Source organism: Nonomuraea sp. NPDC049624, assembly GCF_040675255.1.
GTDB lineage: Bacteria > Actinomycetota > Actinomycetes > Streptosporangiales > Streptosporangiaceae > Nonomuraea.
Genome location: NZ_JBFAOR010000002.1, coordinates 713,266 through 731,707 on the forward strand (window position 1 = coordinate 713,266; position 18,442 = coordinate 731,707).

General features: G+C 72.9%; 18 protein-coding genes. 5 read left to right on the forward strand and 13 right to left on the reverse strand.

The window, feature by feature from the left end; genetic code table 11:
- Positions 1–6: 6 nt before the first annotated feature.
- The 3 genes from AB0J76_RS09540 (at position 7) to AB0J76_RS09550 (ending at position 4,074) form a co-directional block, all read left to right on the forward strand.
- Complete coding sequence (locus AB0J76_RS09540; protein ID WP_352321704.1) at positions 7–825, forward strand: hypothetical protein; 819 nt, start codon at positions 7–9, stop codon at positions 823–825.
- A gap of 31 nt (positions 826–856) precedes the next feature.
- Complete coding sequence (locus AB0J76_RS09545) at positions 857–2,464, forward strand: NADH-ubiquinone oxidoreductase-F iron-sulfur binding region domain-containing protein (RefSeq protein ID WP_352321702.1); 1,608 nt, start codon at positions 857–859, stop codon at positions 2,462–2,464.
- Positions 2,465–2,550: 86 nt separating this feature from the next.
- On the forward strand, positions 2,551–4,074 hold the full coding sequence (locus AB0J76_RS09550) for an FAD-binding oxidoreductase (RefSeq protein WP_352321700.1): 1,524 nt from the start codon (positions 2,551–2,553) through the stop codon (positions 4,072–4,074).
- A 1-nt stretch (position 4,075) separates the two neighbouring features.
- On the opposite strand, the gene AB0J76_RS09555 is transcribed toward AB0J76_RS09550, so the two are convergent.
- A complete protein-coding gene (locus tag AB0J76_RS09555; RefSeq protein ID WP_352321698.1) occupies positions 4,076–4,780 on the reverse strand; it encodes a L,D-transpeptidase family protein in 705 nt (234 codons plus the stop codon).
- A 579-nt stretch (positions 4,781–5,359) separates the two neighbouring features.
- On the opposite strand from AB0J76_RS09555, the gene AB0J76_RS09560 reads away from it, so the two are divergent.
- Positions 5,360–5,995 carry a GNAT family protein gene (locus AB0J76_RS09560; RefSeq protein ID WP_352321697.1) on the forward strand — a complete coding sequence of 212 codons (636 nt, stop codon included), beginning with the start codon at positions 5,360–5,362 and terminating at the stop codon, positions 5,993–5,995.
- A gap of 10 nt (positions 5,996–6,005) precedes the next feature.
- Here the strand turns inward: AB0J76_RS09560 and AB0J76_RS09565 are convergent, their stop codons facing one another.
- From AB0J76_RS09565 to AB0J76_RS09575, 3 genes are read right to left on the reverse strand one after another with little or no spacing between them, the layout of a single operon-like run.
- Complete coding sequence (locus tag AB0J76_RS09565) at positions 6,006–7,967, reverse strand: acetoacetate--CoA ligase (protein ID WP_352321695.1); 1,962 nt, start codon at positions 7,965–7,967, stop codon at positions 6,006–6,008.
- A gap of 58 nt (positions 7,968–8,025) precedes the next feature.
- Entirely contained in the window at positions 8,026–8,883 is an 858-nt protein-coding gene (locus AB0J76_RS09570; protein ID WP_352321693.1) for a serine hydrolase, read from the reverse strand.
- Positions 8,880–9,809, reverse strand: a complete 930-nt coding sequence (locus AB0J76_RS09575) for a LysR substrate-binding domain-containing protein (RefSeq protein ID WP_352321692.1) — start codon at positions 9,807–9,809, stop codon at positions 8,880–8,882. Before AB0J76_RS09575 ends, AB0J76_RS09570 begins: the two co-directional genes overlap by 4 nt.
- An 85-nt stretch (positions 9,810–9,894) precedes the next feature.
- Here AB0J76_RS09575 and AB0J76_RS09580 point away from each other — a divergent pair, with 85 nt between their 5' ends.
- Complete coding sequence (locus AB0J76_RS09580; RefSeq protein WP_352321690.1) at positions 9,895–11,511, forward strand: penicillin-binding transpeptidase domain-containing protein; 1,617 nt, start codon at positions 9,895–9,897, stop codon at positions 11,509–11,511.
- A 19-nt stretch (positions 11,512–11,530) separates the two neighbouring features.
- Here AB0J76_RS09580 and AB0J76_RS09585 read toward each other — a convergent pair whose 3' ends face one another.
- The 9 genes from AB0J76_RS09585 to AB0J76_RS09625 all read right to left on the reverse strand — a co-directional run bounded on the left by AB0J76_RS09585 (position 11,531) and on the right by AB0J76_RS09625 (position 18,411).
- Positions 11,531–12,238 (reverse strand): haloacid dehalogenase-like hydrolase, encoded by a 708-nt coding sequence (locus tag AB0J76_RS09585; RefSeq protein WP_352321688.1) that lies wholly within the window; start codon positions 12,236–12,238, stop codon positions 11,531–11,533.
- Positions 12,239–12,333: 95 nt separating this feature from the next.
- Positions 12,334–12,960: an HAD hydrolase-like protein gene (locus AB0J76_RS09590; RefSeq protein WP_352321686.1), complete on the reverse strand. Its 627-nt coding sequence runs from the start codon at positions 12,958–12,960 to the stop codon at positions 12,334–12,336.
- Positions 12,961–12,994: 34 nt separating this feature from the next.
- Positions 12,995–13,504, reverse strand: a complete 510-nt coding sequence (locus AB0J76_RS09595; protein ID WP_352321684.1) for a hypothetical protein — start codon at positions 13,502–13,504, stop codon at positions 12,995–12,997.
- 31 nt (positions 13,505–13,535) lie between these two features.
- On the reverse strand, positions 13,536–14,183 hold the full coding sequence (locus AB0J76_RS09600; RefSeq protein ID WP_352321683.1) for an HAD family phosphatase: 648 nt from the start codon (positions 14,181–14,183) through the stop codon (positions 13,536–13,538).
- Positions 14,184–14,242: 59 nt separating this feature from the next.
- Entirely contained in the window at positions 14,243–15,553 is a 1,311-nt protein-coding gene (locus tag AB0J76_RS09605; RefSeq protein ID WP_352321681.1) for a glycoside hydrolase family 3 protein, read from the reverse strand.
- A gap of 59 nt (positions 15,554–15,612) precedes the next feature.
- Positions 15,613–17,277, reverse strand: a complete 1,665-nt coding sequence (ptsP, locus tag AB0J76_RS09610) for a phosphoenolpyruvate--protein phosphotransferase (RefSeq protein ID WP_352321679.1) — start codon at positions 17,275–17,277, stop codon at positions 15,613–15,615.
- Positions 17,274–17,537: an HPr family phosphocarrier protein gene (locus tag AB0J76_RS09615; RefSeq protein ID WP_352321677.1), complete on the reverse strand. Its 264-nt coding sequence runs from the start codon at positions 17,535–17,537 to the stop codon at positions 17,274–17,276. Before AB0J76_RS09615 ends, ptsP begins: the two co-directional genes overlap by 4 nt.
- Positions 17,538–17,717: 180 nt before the next feature.
- Positions 17,718–18,164 carry a PTS glucose transporter subunit IIA gene (locus tag AB0J76_RS09620; protein WP_352321675.1) on the reverse strand — a complete coding sequence of 149 codons (447 nt, stop codon included), beginning with the start codon at positions 18,162–18,164 and terminating at the stop codon, positions 17,718–17,720.
- 10 nt (positions 18,165–18,174) lie between these two features.
- On the reverse strand, positions 18,175–18,411 hold the full coding sequence (locus AB0J76_RS09625) for a PTS glucose/sucrose transporter subunit IIB (RefSeq protein ID WP_125632338.1): 237 nt from the start codon (positions 18,409–18,411) through the stop codon (positions 18,175–18,177).
- Between the last annotated feature and the right edge of the window lie 31 nt (positions 18,412–18,442).

Genomic DNA, 18,442 nt, shown 5'->3' on the forward strand with positions numbered 1-18,442 from the left:
AAATAGATGCTCCACAGACGACACCCCCGGCACGCCCCCACCAAGCTGGACACAAGGAATGTCCGGCTGGGGGCGAGCGCCTCGTTGACGGCCGTCCTGTTGTCGGTGCTCGCGCTGGCCAGGACAGAACGCGGCGTCGCGCTGCTCGGCCGAGGAGTGAGTTTCCTAGAGTTCTACGCGGGCGTGTTCGCCCTGGTGCTGCTGACCGCGACGGTCGCGCTCGGCCTGGTCACCACCGAACGCGTGTTCCTGTCCCCGCCCAACCGGGTCAGGGCCCAGCTCGCGCACCGCGCCACCGCCCTCATCGGGCTCGCCTACCTGGTCACGCACATCGTCCTGATGATCAGCCTGGGACACGCGCCGCCGGGCGCGGCGATCGTGCCGGTCGCCGGGGTCTACGTGGGGTTCGGCGCGCTCGCCTTCGACCTGATGGTCGTGGCGGTGGCCACGGGGATGCTCAGGGGCCGCTTCGCCGTGCGGGGCACGCCGTGGTTGTGGCGGCTGCTGCACTCGGCCGCCTACCTGGCCTGGCCCATCGCGATCATGCACGGGCTGACGGCGGGCCGGTCGCCGGCCGGCTGGGTGGCCTGGTCGTACGTGGCGTGCCTGGCCGCGGTCGGGTCCGCGTTGATCGTTCGGGTGCTGGCCACGTTGCGCAGGCCGCCCGTCGTACCGGAGAGGGTCGAGGCGCCAGCCGTGACGGCCGGGGTGGCGGCGGACGTGCCCGTCGAGCGGCCGCGGGCGACGGCCGCGGCCACAGCGGCGGCGGCCGACGCGCCGGTGAGCCTGGCCGACGCCCGGCGCAGGTACCGGGAGGCCGGATGAGCCCGCGCCGCGCGACCCCGGGGAGCCGGTCGTGATCCCGCACCGGGTGCCGCGCGTGCTCCGGATGGGCCCGGCGCGGCTGACCGCCGGGCTCGACCACTGCCGGCGGCTGGACCTGCCCGCGCACCGGACGCTGCACGGCGAGCCGCGGCCGCGCGAACTGGCCGAGCTCATCTCCATGGTGAACGAGGTCGACATGCGCGGACGGGGCGGCGCCGCCTTCCCGTTCGCCCGCAAGCTGCGGGCCGTGGCCGACGCGGCGGGCACGGGCGAGAGCGTGGTGCTGGTCAACGGCGCCGAGGGCGAGCCGGCCAGCTCCAAGGACGCCATGCTGCTCACCCGCACCCCGCACCTCGTGCTGGACGGCGCCATCCTGGCGGCGGAGGCGCTGGGCGCCCGCGAGGTGGTCGTGGCCACGGTCGAGGGCGAGGTGGCCGAGTCGTCCGTGGCGGCGGCCGTGGCCGAGCGCCGGGCCGCGAACGTGTCGGGCGGTTCGGAGAGCCGCATCCCGATCCGGGTGGTCGGGCTGGCGGAGAGGTTCATCAGCGGGGAGGGCGGTGCGCTCGTCCGCGGCGTGAACGGCGAGGAGGCCATCCCGCCGGGCAGGAAGCGGCGGGCCGCGACGAGCGGCGTGGACGGGCTGCCGACCCTGCTGTCCAACACCGAGACCTTTGCCCAGTTCGCGCTGCTGGCCGAGTACGGCCCGCAGAAGTACGCCGAGGTGGGCACCAGCAAGGAGCCCGGCACGATCCTGCTCACGGTGAGCGGCGGCGCGGCCAACGGCGCGGTGATCGAGGCGCCGACCGGCGTGCTGCTGGCCGACGTGCTCGCCCTGTGCGAGGCCGAGGCCGGGGACGGCGTGCTGGTCGGCGGCTACCACGGCGCGTGGTTGTCGGCCGAGGTGGCCGGGTCGGCGGTGATCTCGCGGGAGGGCATGAAGCTGGCCGGCGCCACGCTGGGCGCGGGGATCATCGTGCCGCTCGGCGACGGCACCTGTCCGCTGGGCGAGGCGGCCAGGGTGGCCTCGTACCTGGCCGCGGAGTCGGCCGGGCAGTGCGGTCCCTGCCGTCTGGGGCTGCCCGACGTGGCGCGTGCCCTGTGCGCGATCGCCGAGGGCACCGGCTCCGTGGACGCCGTGCGCCGGTGCGTGCGGGCGGTCGAGCGGCGTGGCGCGTGCTTCCACCCTGACGGCACGGCCAAGTTCGTGTTGTCGGCGCTGGACGCGTTCGAGAGCGAGATCGCACTCCACCTGGAGCACGGCTCGTGCGGCCGTCCGGTGCGCGGCGTGCTGCCGATGCCGGAGCCGGAGGTGGAGCCCGAGTACCGGCTGGAGGTGGACTGGACCCGCTGCCAGGGGCACGGCCTGTGCGCGCACCTGCTGCCGGAGTTCGTGGACCTGGACGACTACGGGTTCCCGTCGTTCCGGAACGTGCCGGGGTGGATGGTCAAGGACGCGCGGCGGGCGGTCGAGATGTGCCCGGCGCTGGCCCTGCGGATCGTCCAGACGAGCGGGGAGGCGCCGAAGCCGCCCACGTCGCCGCTGCGGCTGGTCAAGGACGGCGTGTTGCGAAAGGCTCCCGGGCTGACCCGGGTGGGGGCCACTACCAACCTCTTCGGATTTGGCGGGACGGCGGGGTGATGTCGGTAGTGATGTAGTTGTGACCAACTTGTCCGGAGGGCCAGGCGTCTCATCGATCGGTTCGACACGACCGACGGGGGACGCCCATGGACCGCCGCGACTTTCTCCATCTCACCGCGCTCGCGCCGCTGGCGCTGGCCGCCGACGCGAGGACACCCGCCGCACCGGCCACCGGCGCCCGGCCGTCCGGCACGGGACCCTACGGCCCGGGTCCTCACGGCCGGGGGGCACGCGGGGCGGAGCTGGTCGGCGCGCTCGGCGCCGGGCGGTCGGCGCCGCCGCCGGACTGGGCGCGGCTGCGCGGGCGGCTCGCCGGCACGCTGGTGCTGCCCGGCGACTCCGGGTACGACGACGCCCGCCGCCTGGTCAACCCGGCCTACGACCGGATCAGGCCGGGCGGGGTGGCCTACTGCGCGAGCCCGGCGGACGTCTCGGCGTGCCTGGCCTTCGCGCGCGCGAGCGGCGTCGCGGTCACCCCCCGCTCCGGCGGCCACTCCTACGCGGGCTGGTCCACCGGGACCGGCCTGGTCATCGACGTGTCCCGGATGAACACGGTCTCCTACGCCGCCGGGCGGGCCACGATCGGGGCCGGCGCCAAGCTGGTCGACGTCTACGACCGGCTGGCCCGGCACGGCGTGAGCATCCCGGCGGGCTCGTGCCCGACGGTCGGGATCGCCGGGCTGGCCCTGGGCGGCGGCATCGGGGTGGTGTCCAGGAAGTACGGCCTGACCTGCGACACCCTGGAGTCCGTACGCGTGGTCACGGCCGACGGCCGCCTGCTGACGGCGGACGCCACCCACCACTCCGGCCTCTACTGGGCCTGCCGCGGCGGTGGCGGCGGCAACGTCGGCGTCGCGGTCTCCTTCACCTTCCGCACCCACGCCGCGCGCGACCTGACCGTGTTCTTCCTGCACTGGCCGTGGTCCAGGGCCGCGGCCGCGGTGCGCGCCTGGCAGTCGTGGGCGCCGTCCGCGCCGGACGAGCTGTGGTCCTCGCTGCACCTGGCGCGCGAGGAGCGCGACCTGGACGTGCTCCTCGTCGGCACGTACGAGGGACCGAAGGCGTCACTGGACCGCCTGCTCGCCCCGCTGGTCGCCCGGGTCGGCGCGCCGTCGTCGAGGTCGGTGCGGACGACGTCGTACCGGGAGGCCATGATGATCATGGCGGGATGCTCGTCACGGTCCGTGGCGCAGTGCCGCCGGCCGCGGCGGGAGGCGTTCGCCGCCAAGTCGCACCTGGCCTACGCCGAGCTCCCCGCCGACGGCGTGCGCCGCCTGGTGGACGGGGTGGCGCGCGGCGGACGGCACGCCGTGCTGCTGGACGCGCTCGGCGGCGCGGTGGGCCGGGTCAAGCCGGCGGCCACGGCGTTCCCGCACCGGGCCGCGCTCTACAGCGTGCAGTACTACGCGAAGGGCACGGACCGGACGTGGCTGCGCCGCCTGCACGGCGAGCTGACCCCGCACTTCGGCGAGCACGCCTACGTGAACTACGTCGACCCCGACCTGACCGGCTGGCGCGGCGCCTACTACGGCCCCAACGCCGCCCGCCTGGCCGAGGTGAAGTCCACCTACGACCCCGACCGGCTGTTCCGCCTGCCGCAGGGCGTCTGACCTACTTCTCCCGCACATAGACCGGCTCGCCGATCTTCACCATGTCGAACAGCCGCTTCGAGGTGGGCAGCGGCAGGCGGACGCAGCCGTGCGAGGCGGGCCGCAGCGGCACCTTCGACGAGCCGTGCATGGCGATGCCCCCGACGAAGTAGAGCGAGTCGTACATCGTGCCGAGCGGGCCCTCGGTCCAGCCCGGCGCCCGGCTGGTGACGTGGAAGTCGCCGGTCGGGGTGATCGCGTTGCCGCAGTGGCCGTTCTCGCAGTAGTTCACCCGCGCGCCCGTCGAGACGTGCGAGATGAGCGCCGGGCGGCGGTGGCGGTAGACGACGAGCAGCTGGTAGCGCAGGTTGATCTCGACCCGGTCCGCCTCGCCGCGCGGGACCAGCGGCTTCATCCGCACCGGACGGTCGAAGGCCCGCCACACCTCGGGCCCGACCGCGCCCTGGGGACGCAGGTGCCGGTGCTTCTGGAAGGCCCACACGCCGAACTTGGTCTGCTCGTCGTAGACGCCGTTGAGCCGGCCGAAGTAGTAGCCGTTCCGGTGCAGCCGCTCCTGGAGGCGCCTGACGGTCTCGCCGCGGTCGCCCGGCCGCAGCACGACCACCCCGCCGGGCACCGCCTTGTCCGCCCGGTCCACCTTGTCGGTCTTGTCGGTCTTGTCCGCGCGGTCCGCCTCCGCCCGGTCCACCCTGTCCGTCCGGTCCACCCTGTCCGTCCGGCCCGCCGTGTCCGTCCGGTCCGCCCGGTCTGGCCGGTACGCCCTGTCTTCTACGTCAACCGTGTCCGTCGCGTCCGCCGTGTGCGCCCTGTCCGCCTTGTCCGGCGTGTCCGCCATCGCGGGCGTACCGGCCAGGAAGGGAAGCCCACCACACCCGAGAGCGGCGAAAACAACCGCTCTCCGAACCTTTGTGATCATAGGTCAACGCCTACCCAGATCGCCGACAATTCACGACACTGGCAAATCCCGCTAAAAGCAGGCATATCGCTTTTATGCGACGGCACGGTCAAAGCTTTAGCAAGCGTGGACCGAGGCGAGACACCCGCGAAATCGGCGGAACGAAGAAAAGGCGGATGCGCCATGGACGCATCCGCCTTTTCTCCAGAGGCCGGGGAGCGAGCTGCGCGTTCACCCGCCCGGCCTCTGTTCACCCCTCCGAACAGCCCCAACCTTAACCAAGACGACGCCCGGAACGCACACCGTTCCGCAAAACCTTTCCAGGAATCCTCGGGGGCCGGCAAAAAACGAGTCGCGCGGACGGGGATACGCCTGGAAGCATGCCGGAATATGCGTCACTGGCCGCTCTTTGAGCTCTCCATCACCACGCCGCGACTGGAACTGCGGCACCCCACCCTCGACGACCTCGACGACCTGGCCGACCGGGCGGCCGAGGGCGTCCACGAGGCCGGTTTCATGCCGTTCATGTTCCCGTGGACCGAGGCGCCCCCGGCCGAGCGGGCCCGCCGTACGGTGCAGTACCACTTCCGCAACTGGGCCGGGTTCACCGCCGACGACTGGTCGCTGGAGCTGGTCGTGGTGCACGAGGGCCAGGTCGTCGGCACCCAGGGCGTCATGGCGACCAGCTTCCCCGTCACCCGCGAGGTCAAGACGGGCTCCTGGCTGGGCCGGCGGTTCCAGGGCCGCGGCATCGGCACGGAGATGCGCAGGGCCGTCCTGCACCTCGCCTTCGCCGGCCTCGGCGCGCGGCACGCCGTGACGGAGGCGTTCGAGGACAACCACGCCTCGCTGGCGGTGACCAGGAAGCTCGGCTACCGCGAGGACGGCGTCACCGTCCACGCGCGCCAGGGCGAGCCGGTCGTCACCCGGCGCTTCCGCATGGCCCGCGCGGACTGGTCGCCGTCCCCCGACGTCGAGATCCGCAACCTCGACGCCTGCCTGCCCCTGTTCGGGCTTGCGCCCTGAGCCCCCGCCGTCACGGCCTGAAGTGCCGCAGCACCTCCGGGTTGGCCATGGCGTCGGGGTTGGCCGCCTCCTCGACGGGCGTGCCGAGCAGGATCTTGCGTACCGGCACCTCCAGCTTCTTGCCGGACAACGTCCGGGGGATGCCGGGCACGACACGGATCTCGTTCGGCACGTGCCGGGGCGACAACTCCTGGCGCAGGGCCGCGCACAGCGCGCGTTCGAGCCGCTCGCCGAACTCGGCGCCCTCGGCGAGGGTGACGTAGAGCAGCAGGCTGCCCTCCTGGCCGAGCTGCCCGGTGTCGACCACGAGGCTGTCGGCGATCTCGTCGAACCGCTCCACGACCCGGTAGAACTCGCTGGTGCCCATGCGCACGCCGCCGCGGTTGAGCGTCGAGTCGGAGCGGCCGTAGATGACGCAGCTGCCGTCCTCGTTGATCTTGATCCAGTCGCCGTGCCGCCACACGCCCGGGTAGACGTCGAAGTAGCTGTCGAAGTAGCGCCGCCCGTCGGGGTCGTTCCAGAACATCACCGGCATCGAGGGCATCGGCCGGGTCAGCACCAGCTCGCCCACCTCGCCGACCACCGGCTCGCCCTTGGGGTCGTACGACTCCACCTTGGCCCCCAGCGACCGGCACGGGATGATCCCCGCCCTGATCGGGTGGAGCATCGTGGCCCCGACGAACCCGGTGCACACGTCGGTGCCGCCGGAGAACGACCCGATCGGCGTGCCGGGCAGCTCGGCGGCGACCCAGGCGAAGCCCTCGGGCGGCAGCGGCGAGCCGGTCGAGCCGATGCCGCGCAGCCGCTCCAGCCCGTCCGGACGCAGCCCGGCCTTCAGCGAGGCCATGATGTACGGCGCCCCCACCCCGAAGTACGTCACCTTCTCCGAGGCGGCGATCCGCCAGAGCGCGGCGGGCGAGGGATGCGTGGCCGAGCCGTCGTAGAGCACCGGCGTGGCCCCCACCAGCAGGGCGCCGACGAGGTAGTTCCACATCATCCAGCCCGTGGTGGTGTACCAGAAGAACACGTCGCCCTCGCCCAGGTCCTGGTGGAAGGCGAGCGACTTGAGGTGTTCCAGCAGCACGCCGCCGTGCCCGTGCACGATCGGCTTGGGCAGCCCGGTCGTGCCGCTGGAGTAGAGGATCCACAGCGGATGGCCGAACGGCACCCGTTCGAACTCCAGCGGCCCCGCCTCGGCCCGCAGCCCCTCCCAGCCGATGACCTCGCCGTGCGGCACCGAACGGGCGGGCGCGGCGGCCGGCTCGGCCTCCTGGGGGGCCTGGCCCTCGCCGGCCGCCGCCAGGTAGGGGATCCAGACCGTGGCGCGCAGCGTGGGCAGCTCGGCGGCGATCTCGTTCACGGCCTCGGAACGGTCGTAGGTCTTGCCGTTGTAGTGGTAGCCGTCGACCGCGATGAGCACCTTGGGCTCGATCTGCCTGAACCGGTCGACGATGCTCGGCACCCCGAAGTCCGGCGAGCCGGCCGACCAGACGGCGCCGAGCGAGGCCGTGGCGAGGAAGGCGATCAGGGCCTGCGGGATGTTCGGCAGGTAGCCGGCCACGCGGTCGCCCCTGGTGACGCCCAGCCTGGCCAGGCCGGCGCGGACGCGGGCCACCTCGTCGCGCAGCTCGGCGTGGGTCAGCTCCTGGCGGGCGCCGTCCTCGGAGACGAAGACCAGGGCGGTGCCCTCGGTGCGCCGCAACGCGTTCTCGGCGTAGTTGACCTCGGCGCCCGCGAACCAGGTCGCGCCCGGCATCTCCCCCGACAACACCGGCCCCTCGCCGCGCTCCCCGACGACGTCGAAGTAGTCCCAGATCGACGTCCAGAACTCCTCAGGACGGTCGACGGACCACTGCCACACCTCCTCGTAGCTCGCGCCGGACCGCCCCAGCCACTCCAGGTAGCGGGTCAGCTTGGCGGCGGACACGACCTCGCCGGTCGGTTCCCAGAGAAGCGCACCTTCAGCAACCATGTGCCCCATCCTGTCGCCCGTCAGGTGGAAAGTCATACCTGACCTCCCCCATAACTTGCTACCTCCGTAGGTGGTCCACCGCCATACGGGCGGCGGTGCCGATCACCGCGTCGGCGCGCGGCTGGATGACCGCCGTGCTGAACGAACGGGTGAACACCGCCACCGCGTACCGGCCGCCGTCGGGGTACTCGACCACGCCGACCTCGGTGCGCAGCGTCGGCAGCGAGCCGGTCTTGCCGCCGACCTCGACGTCGTCGTACGGGAAGCCCGAGGCCAGCCGGTGCGGCCACACCTGCATGTTGAGCACGCCGCGCATCCAGGAGCACGACTGCGGCGAGGCGGCCTCGTCCCGCCAGATCATGGACAGCAGGCGGGTCATCTCGCGCGGCGTGCTGCGGTTGGTGTGCGCCGGGTCGAGCGCCCGCATGCGGGAGATGTCGTCGGGATCCAGGTACGGCCACCCGTGGCCGGTGTCCAGCTCCATGGTCTCGTACAGGTCGCGGCCGCTCTGCAGCATCCGGGTGCCGTCGAGGCCGAAGGCGTCCAGCATGGCGTTGACCGCGTCCATGCCCACCCGGTCGAGCAGCACGTCGGCGGAGGTGTTGTCGCTCACCGCCATCATCAGGTACGCCAGGTCGCGCAGCGACATGGTCACGTCGTCGAGCATGGCCGACAGGCCCGTGGGCCCCGGGACCCGCCGGCCGGACGTCACCGTCGTCGGGGCCGTCGCGTCCAGCCGCCCGGCGTCGGCCTGGCGGCAGAACTCGACCAGCAGCGGCAGCTTGTACACCGACGCCAGGGGCATCGGCTCGTCGGCGCCGTGGCCGGACTCCCGCCCGGAGTCGATGTCGCAGGCGTGCAGCCAGCCCGTCACCCCGGCCATCCGGAACAGCGCAGCGTAGTCGGGCTCGCTCATGCCAGCATCCCCGGCCTCCGGCTGATCCGCCGCGCGGGCGCGGCGCCCTCGTCGGTCATCCCGGCGCTCTCCTTCAACGTGCGTACGGCGACGTCCGAGAACTCGGCGACCCAGTCATTCCGCTGGGCCGTCGCCGCGCGCCAGGCCGTGGAGACCCGGCACGCGATCGGCGAGCCTAGCAGCGGCCGCCAGGCCAGCCCGGGGACGTCCGCCCTGGGCCCGAACGCCACCGCCTGGCCGGCGAGCACCAGGCCGAGCCCGGCGCCCTGGTGCACCTGGCCGGGCACGTACCCGTGCCGGCGGCACTCGGCCAGCGTCTCGGCGTGCCAGCCCGGCTCGCCCTCCTTGGGCGGCATCAGCAGCTCGCGCCCGGCCAGGTCGGTCAGGTGCACCTCGCCGGCCGCGGCCAGCGGGTCGTCCCCGGCCAGCAGCACGCCCAGGGGCTGGACGAGCACCTGGCCGAAGTCCAGGCCGGGGGCGGCGACCGGATGGCGGACGAGCCCGACGTCGATCGTGCCGCCGGCCAGGCCGGACACCTGATCGGCCGTCCAGGTCTCGACGGGGACGAGCCGTACGTCCGGATTGACCGCGCGGAAGCCCGCGACCAGGGCGGCGATCACGGAGGCGGCCAGGTCGGGCGGCACCCCGATCTTGAGCACGCCGCCGTCGCCGCGGCGGGCCAGCTCGCGCAGCCGCTCGACCCTGGAGACGATCTCGCGGGACTCGCCGAGCAGCAGCCGTCCGGCCTCGGTCAGGCGTACCTGCCGGGCGGAGCGGTCGAAGAGCTGCACGCCGAGCTCCTCCTCCAGACGTTTGATGCGCTGGCTGAGCGGCGGCTGCGCCATGCCGAGGCGGATCGCGGCGTTCCCGAAGTGCAGTTCCTCCGCCACGACGACGAAGTAGCGGAGATGCCGGACCAAGTCCATGACCAGCCACTATATCCAGACTTATATCTACATGGCCGTCATATCAATATTGGACGAAACCCACCGCCTCTGGTGTCCTCGGGCCATGGCATCACAAACGGGGACACTGTACGGGCGCGCCCGGCCGGAGGGGCCACGTCGCGGACAACGGCGCAGGTGGCCGCTGGTCCTGACCGTCCTGGTCGTGCTGATCGTGGCCGCGGGGGCCACGGTCTGGGTGTTGCGCACGAAGGGCTCACCCGAGCAGACGACCGACGAATACCTCTCGGCCTGGTCCGTCCAGGATTATGCGAAGATGCGCGAGCTCGTCGCCGACCCGCCCACCGACTTCGAGTCCTGGCACCGGCGTTTCCGCACCGACCTCAAGGTCGAGCAGGCCACCTTCACCCGCTCCCGCTCGACCGGCCCCTTCGCCGACAACGGCCCGGACGACGACGGCTACCTGAGCTTCACCGTCAGGCTGACCGGCCCCCGGGACTGGACGTACGGCAGCCGGCTCAAGCTGGTCGAGCGGGACGGCGCGTGGAAGGTCGCCTGGACCCCGGCGGCCATCCACCCCAAGCTCAAGAAGGGCCTCTCGCTGCGCCTGGTCGCCCGGAAGCGCGACCCCGTCAGCGTCCTGGCCGCCGACGGCACCGAGATCGGCGGCGCGGACGCCCCCGGCTCGGTGCAGCAGCTTGTCGAGGGCATCATGCAGACCTACCCCGACCGCTTCGAGCTGGGCGGCGACTCGATCATCGGCCTCTACCAGGGCGACGAGCTGGTCGAGACGCTGGCCGAGCCGGGCGGCACCGAGCCGTTCAGCACCACGATCGACCTGAAGGTGCACGCGGCGGGGGCGGCGGCGCTGGAGGGCGTCACCAAGCCGGCCTCGCTGGTGGCGCTGCGCGCCTCGACCGGCGAGATCCTGGCCGTGGTCAACAAGCCCGGCGGCTTCAACCGGGCGCTGCTCGGCAAGTATCCGCCCGGCTCGACGTTCAAGGTCGTGACGGCCTCGGCGCTGGTCGCGGACGGGGTCGAGCCCGGCAGGACGGTCACCTGCCCGGCCGAGAAGAACATCGGCGGCTTCCCCTTCCACAACGCCGGCTTCAAGGACTACGGCACGCTCTCCTTCCAGGACGCCTTCGCGCACTCGTGCAACACGACGTTCGGCGAGATGAGCGTGGCCGAGCTGAACGGCGGCAGGCTGGCCGAGGTGGCCAGGAGCTTCGGCTTCGGCATCCCGATCAAGCCGGGCGTGCCCGCCGTGCGGGCCGAGTTCCCCGACCCCAAGGACGACACCGACCTCGCCTCGGCCTCCATCGGCCAGGGCCGGGTGCTGGCCAGCCCGCTCAACATGGCCTCCGTCGCCGCCGCCATCGCCTCGGGCGCCTGGATCCCGCCGCGGATCGTGTCCAAGGAGATGGCCTCCGACGACCGTCCGCGCCCGCTGGAGCGCGGCGTGGTGTCGGCCCTGCGCAAGCTCATGCCCGCCGTCGTCACGGACGGCACCGCCAAGGGCGCGCACTTCCCGGCGGGCACCGCGGGCAAGACCGGGACGGCCGAGTACGGCTCGGGCAAGGAGCCGCCCGCGCACTCGTGGTTCATCGGCTACAAGGGGGACGTGGCGTTCGCGGTGATCGTGGAGGGCGGCGGCGCCGGCTCGGCCGTGGCGGCCCCCGTCGCCGCCCGCTTCCTCGCCGCCCTGCCGCGAAACCCCTGAGGTCGGACGGGAGGGGCGGTCAGCCGGCCTTGCGGTCCAGCGGGGAGGTCAGGCCGGCCACCGCGGCCACCACCTCCGAGGCGTCCGACAGGTCGGGCAGCACCAGGTCGGCGCCCGCCTCGCGCAGTTCGGCGGCCGTCGACCGCCCCGAGGCGATCCCGATCATGGCGGCCCCGCCGATCCTGGCGGCCTGCACGTCGCGCGTGGAGTCGCCGATCACCACGGTGTTGGCCGCCGTGAACGGCGTGCCCAGCCGCTGCTTGGCCCTGCCCTGCGCGACCTGGAGCAGCGTCGCCTTGGGGTAGACCTCCTCGCCGTAGCCGCCGAGCTCGAAGTCGACGTACCTGTCCAGCCCGAACGCCTTGAGCTTGTGCACGGCGTTGCCCTTGATCGTGCCGGTCAGCACCGACTGCACGACCCCGTCGAGCCGGGCCACAGACTTCAGCGCGTCCTTGGCCCCCGACATCATCCGGCCCTCCTTGGCCAGCCGGCCGCGCCGGTCGGCGAAGGCGAGGGCGAGGGCGGCCAGGAACCTGGGCAGGTGGTCGTCCTGCGCCGGGATGCCGTTGACGGCCAGCGTCTCGAAGACGATCTCGGAGTCGGGACGGCCGAGCGGCGGCACGAGCTTGACCAGCGGCCGGCCGGTCACGGCGCGGAACGCCTCGGCGTAGGCGTCCCGGGTCACGATGGCGACGTCGACCAGGGTGAGATCGACGTTCCAGAGCACAAGGCGGTTGATGGCGACCTCCTGAGGGGTTCCCGGCAAGGGTACGGCCCCGGCCCGGCCGGGAGCTGCCTCCCGGCGGATCCGGCATATCCCCCTCAGGCGTACTGGAGCGCCTGGGCGAGCGTGTCCACCACGGGCAGGCCGGTGCCCTCCAGCTCGGCCCGCGTGGTCATGCCGCCGGTGTAGAGCACCGCCCGCGCGCCGACGTGCCGCGCGGCGAGCCCGTCGTCGACGCTGTCGCCGATCACCAGGATCTCGCCGGGGTCGAGGTCGAGGGCCTGGATGTGCGCGGTCATGTGCACGGCCTTCTCGCCGCCCGTGGTGCCGACCAGTCCGTCGATCCGGGTGAAGTGCCGGGTGATGCCGAAGGACTCGACGATCGGCACGAGATGGGCGTGCGGGGCCATCGAGCACAGCGACTGGGTGCCGGCCCAGCCGCCGAGCACCACCTCGGCGTCGGGGGCCAGCCCGCAGGCGGCGCTGAGCCTGAAGTAGTGCTCGTGGAACCCGTCGTCCAGCAGCTCCCACTCCCCCTCGGCCAGCGGCCTGCCGAGCAGCCGCTCGTAGGCGACCCAGATGGGACGGGTGTAGACCGCGCGGAACCCGTCGGCGGTCAGCTCAGGCAGCGCGTACGGCTTGAACAGGGCGTTGGTGGCGCCGACGACGGCCTCGACGTCGTGGAAGAGCGTCCCGTTCCAATCCCAGATGATGTGTTTTGTCATGTCCCGGCAAGCTTATTCGACAGGGGTCACGATCCTATGAACCCAGCAGGTCCGGGATCTCCTGGGTGGCGTACCACATGAGCTCGTGGGCCTCGGCGCCGTCGACCGTGAAGCGGGCGTCGTCGTCGCCGTCGTCGGCGGCGGGCAGCGCCTCGACGGCGGCCTCGATGTCGCCGACGGCGTCGTGGTCGTCGACGTGCACCGCGGCCACCTTCGCCATCGGGACGGCCGCCGCCAGCCGCACGCGGGCCCGCTCCTCCAGGTCGACGCCGGCCGAGACCGAGCCGTCGGGCACCTCGGCGGCGACCACCACCCGCCGGGGCGCGGCGGCCACGCCGTCGGCGCGGTCGGCGGCCAGCATGCGCAGCGAGGCGCGGGCCGCCTCGGTCAGCGCGACGTACTCCAGTTCCTCAGTGTCGCCCGAGGCGTACCACTCGGTCAGCGCGGGGGTCACCGCGTAACCGGTCAGGGGGGCCGGACCCAGCTCCCCCGCCTCGACCGCGCGGGCGAGGGCGGGGAGGGTGCACGGCAGATAGACGCGCATCACGAACCTTTCCGAAATCGCAAGGGCACCATCATGCCCGTCGCAGCGTGAGCCGGAGTACGGTCTCCAGCTCTGCGAGGGTCGTGTCGGCGTCGCGGTGGTGGATGCCGGTGATGCCGAGCGCGCGGGCGGCCAGGATGTTGGCCTCGATGTCGTCGATGAACACGCACTGCTCGCCGGGCAGTCCGACCTGGTCGAGGGCGTGGCGGAAGATGCGTTCCTCGGGCTTGCGCATGCCGACCTCGCCGGAGATCACGACCGCGTCGAAGAGGCCGTCCCATTCATGGCGGGGGTAGGTGTTCGACCAGGAGTTAGACAACAAACACGTCTTAACACCATTTTTCCGTACGTCGCGAAGCATGTCGTACATGGCGTCAACCCGTTCGAAGCCCGCGAACATGCGCTCCAGCAGCCCCTCGGCCACCGGCGGCACGCCGTCCACGGTGAGCAGCCGCGCGGCCAGGTCGCGCTCGAAGGCCGGGCCGTCGAGCTCGCCGCGTTCGAGCGCGTGCACGACGTTCTGCCCCTCGCCGCCCCGGTAGGCGTGGTCGACCAGCTCGCGCATCACCGAGCGGTAGTGGTCGGCGTCGATCCGGTCGGCCGCGAGCCACCGGGCGATGGAGTCGGTCAGGCTGGTCGTGAGCACGCCACCCCAGTCGATGAGCACCCCTGCGACCACGACCGCCTCCTCGCTCGAATCCGGTTCTAGGATAGAACCACGCGAATCGGCCTTCGCGCCTACCCCGCGGCCCGCACCTTGGCGGCCAGCCTGCGGTGCTCGGGGGAGCGCAGCACGCCGGCCGCCTGCTGCGCCGACGCGACGGGCGCCGCCGCCAGCAGGCCCCTCTTCTGCTTGAGCCTGAGCAGCCGGACCACCGACTGGTCGAGGCGGTCCTCGGAGATGCGCCCGGACTTCACCGCCGCCAGCACCGCCTGGTACGCCTTGCCCAGGTCGTACGGCATGAGCAGCAGGTCGGCCCCGGCCAGCACGGCGCGCACCGCCACCTCGCCGTCGCCGTACTTCTTGCGCACGCCCTCCATGTTGAGCGCGTCGGTGGAGATCACGCCCTTGAAGCCGAGCTTCTGCCGCAGCAGGCCGGTCAGGATGGGCTTGGACAACGTCGCCGGGTCGCCCGACGGGTCGAGCTTGGGGAAGACGATGTGGGCGCTCATCACGGCGTCGACCCCGGCGGCGACGGCGGCCCTGAACGGCGGCGCGTCGATCCTCTCCCACTGGGCCATGGTGTGCTTGATCACCGGCAGGCCGGTGTGGCTGTCGACGGAGGTGTCCCCGTGGCCCGGGAAGTGTTTGGCCGTGGCCGCCACCTTGGCGTCGCCGAAGCCCTTGACCGCCGCCGCGACCATCTTCGCCACCGCGAGCGGGTCGTCGCCGTAGGCCCGCCGGCCGATGACCGGGTTCCGCGGGTTGACGTTGACGTCGGCGACGGGCGCGAAGTCGAGGTTGACCCCGAGCGCCCGCAGCTCCTCGCCGGTCGCCCTGGCCACGGCCCTGGACATCGCCGGGTCCTTGGTGGCGCCGATCTCGGCCGCGCCCGGGAAGTCGGTCATCAGCGCGGACATGCGGGAGACCAGGCCGTTCTCCTGGTCGGTGCCGACCAGCAGCGGCACCTTCTTCGACGCCTCCTGCAGGCCGTTGGTGAGCTGGACGACCTGGGCGGTGGACTTGACGTTCGCCGGGAAGAGGATCACGCCGCCCAGGTGGTAGCGGGCGATCACCTTGGCCGGGGTCTGGGCGCCGTAGCGGGCCTGGTTCTCGCCGGAGACGGTGTCGGCGGCCGTGCCGTACAGGACGGGCATGAACAGCTGGCCGACCTTCTCCTCCAGCGTCATCCGCCGCAGGGCGCGCAGCACCGGGTCGGCCTCGGCCTGGGGCGGGCTCTGTGGGGTCGTGCCGGCGGTGGGGGTGGCGGGGGTGGCGGGGGTGGCCCCGTCGCCCGCCGGGGCCGCGCTCGCCGGGGCGCCACCGCCGCCGCCGCACGCGGTCAGCGCCAACACCAGGAGCCCTGCCGGGCCGATCCGTCTGAACATGCCTTCCAAGGTATCCATGCCGCGGCCCGGACGAGTCCGGCGACCCGAAAACGGCCCGTTCACAGCCCCAGCGCCGCGAGCCCCGGCAGGTGGGTGCGCGCCACCGCGCGCGCGTTCGCCGCCGTGACCTGGGCCCGCGCGTTGCGCGCCGCCATCCCGCACTGCTCCAGCGTGTGCGCGGCCAGCGCCGCCCGTACGGCCCCCAGCGCCGCCGCCCCCATCGACAGCGTGGTCGCGCCCAGCCCGACCAGCACGCACGCCAGAGCCGGGTCGGCGGCCGCCTCACCGCAGATGCCCACCGGCTTGCCGTGGCCGCAGGACATGGCGATCAGGTCGAGCAGCGCCGGCTGCCACGGGTCCTGGAGCCCGCTCACCGTGCCGAGCTGGCGGTCGGCGGCGAAGGCGTACTGGGCCAGGTCGTTGGTGCCGATCGAGACGAAGTCCACCACCCCGGCGAGCTGCCCGGCCCGCAGCGCCGCCGACGGGATCTCGATCATGACGCCCACCTTGGACAACCCGCGCGCCCGGCAGGCGTCGGCGAACCACCTGGCCTCCTCGGCCGTGGCCACCATGGGCGCCATCACCAGCAGCTCGGCCGGCGCGTCCTCGGCCGCCGCCGCCAGCGCGCGCAACTGCGCGTCCATCACCTCGGGGAAGCGCCTGAACAGGCGCAGCCCGCGCTCCCCCAGCGCCGGGTTCGGCTCGGCGGGGGCGGGCAGGAACCGCAGCGGCTTGTCGGCGCCCGCGTCGAGCGTGCGCACGACCACGGTGGCGCCCGGCGCGGCCTCCAGCGCCGCCCGGTAGACCCGCTGCTGCTCCTCGGCGGCGGGGGCCTCGGCCCGGTCGAGGAAGAGGAACTCGGTCCGGTAGAGCCCGACGCCCTCCGCCCCGGCGGCCAGCGCCGCCGCCAGCTCGTCGGGGCCGGCGACGTTGGCCAGCAGCGGCACCGCGTGCCCGTCGGCGGTCCGGCCCGGCCCCCTGGCCGCGCCGATCGCCGCCTGCTGCTGCGCCGCCGCGTCCCGCGCCCCGGCCACGTGGTCGTCGGACGGCTCCAGGCTCACCTCGCCCGTCGTGCCGTCCACCAGGACGGGGACGCCGGCGGGGATGCCGGTCGCCCCCGGGCAGGCGACCACGGCGGGCACGCCCATCGCGCGGGCCATGATCGCGGTGTGGCTCGTGGGGCCGCCCTGCTCGGTGACGAACCCGGCCACGTCCCGCCTGGACAGCAGGGCCGTGTCGGCGGGCGCCAGGTCGGTCGCGACCAGCACGTACGGCACCTCGGGGGCGACCGGCAGCCCCGGCATCGGGTGCCCGGTCAGCTGGGCGATCACCCGGTCCCTGATGTCGTCGAGGTCGGCGGCCCGCTCGCCCAGGTAACCGCCGGCCCCGCTGAGCACGTCCCGGTACTTCGTGAACGCCTCGAAGACCGCCCGGGGAGCGGCGAGGCCCCGGTCGATGAGGGTCCTGACCTTCACCACCAGACCGGGGTCCTCGGCCATCAGCGCCTGGGCCTTGAGGATCTCCTCGGCCTCGCCGCCCGCCTGGTTGCCGCGGGCCTCAAGCTCGCCCGCGACCTGTGAGAGCGCGGCCGAGGCCCGCTCCTTCTCCTGCTCCGCCTCACCGGTGTAGGTGCTGCCCTCGGGGGGTTCGGGCACAGAGGCGGTCAGAACGTACGCGGGGCCGTGCCCGATTCCCGGGCTGACCCCAACCCCCCGCAGGTTCATGGCGCTCCGGCGATCGTGGCCAGTTCGTCCAGGATCTCCTCGGAGCCGTCGCCCTCCGCCGTGATCACGACGGTCTCGCCCTGCCGGACGTCGAGCGCCATGATGGCGAGGATGCTCTTGCCGTTGACCGGGGCCCCGCCGCCGCTGGCCTTGGCGACGCTGATGTCCATCGGGGCCAGCTGGGCCCGTTTCACGAACGTCGCCGCGGGACGGGCGTGCAGACCCACCTCCGCCGCGACCGTGACCTTGCGCTCACCCATGAGCCTCTCCTTCTGTACCCGGTCCAGACCAGCTGGACCCTTGCGTGAATGGCGGCCGGCCGCTCGCGGTCGGGCCGGGCGCCGGCGTGGCTGGGGGCACGCCCATTGTGACGTCTTCTGCCGGTACGACCGTGCCGACGAGGCGCCGTACGCCGGTCTCGGGGACCGCGCCGACGGTCTCTACGTCCATGTGAACAGCTCGTCCCCCACGTGCACCGCCCCCTGGACGATGCCGGCCACCGACTCCGGGAGGGCGTCCAGCGCCACGACGGGGCAGACCGGGGACCGTCCGCCGGCCTCGACGACGGACGGGTCCCACGCCACCACGGGCTGCCCCGCGCTGACCCTGTCGCCCTCGGCCGCCAGCAGCTGGAACCCCTTCCCCTTGAGCTGGACCGTGTCGATGCCCAGGTGCACCAGCACGCCCCTGCCGTCGTCCCCCACGATGACGTAGGCATGCGGATGCAGTTTCATAATTTTTCCCGCTATGGGGGCTACGGCCTTGCCGGGCCCCCGCAGCGGGTCGATCGCCGTTCCCGGTCCCACCATGCCCGCGGAGAAGACCGGATCGGGCACGGCGGCCAACCCCACAGCCGCCCCCTCGACCGGGGCGAGAACAGTCGTCATGGTCTCGCCCTTAGCCGATGATGTCCTCGATGTCGCTGGCGATCGTGTCCGCCTCGGGCCCCACGACGACCTGGACCACGTTCCCCGCGGCCATCACGCCATGCGCCCCCGCCGCCCGCAGGGCGGCCTGGTCGACCTTGGACGCGTCGTGCACCTCGGTGCGCAACCGGGTGATGCAGGGCTCGATCTCGATGATGTTGTCGGCACCGCCGAGACCGGCGATGATCGCATTCACATCCGCCGCCATCCGGTCCTCCCTCGTTCCAACTCCGTGACCA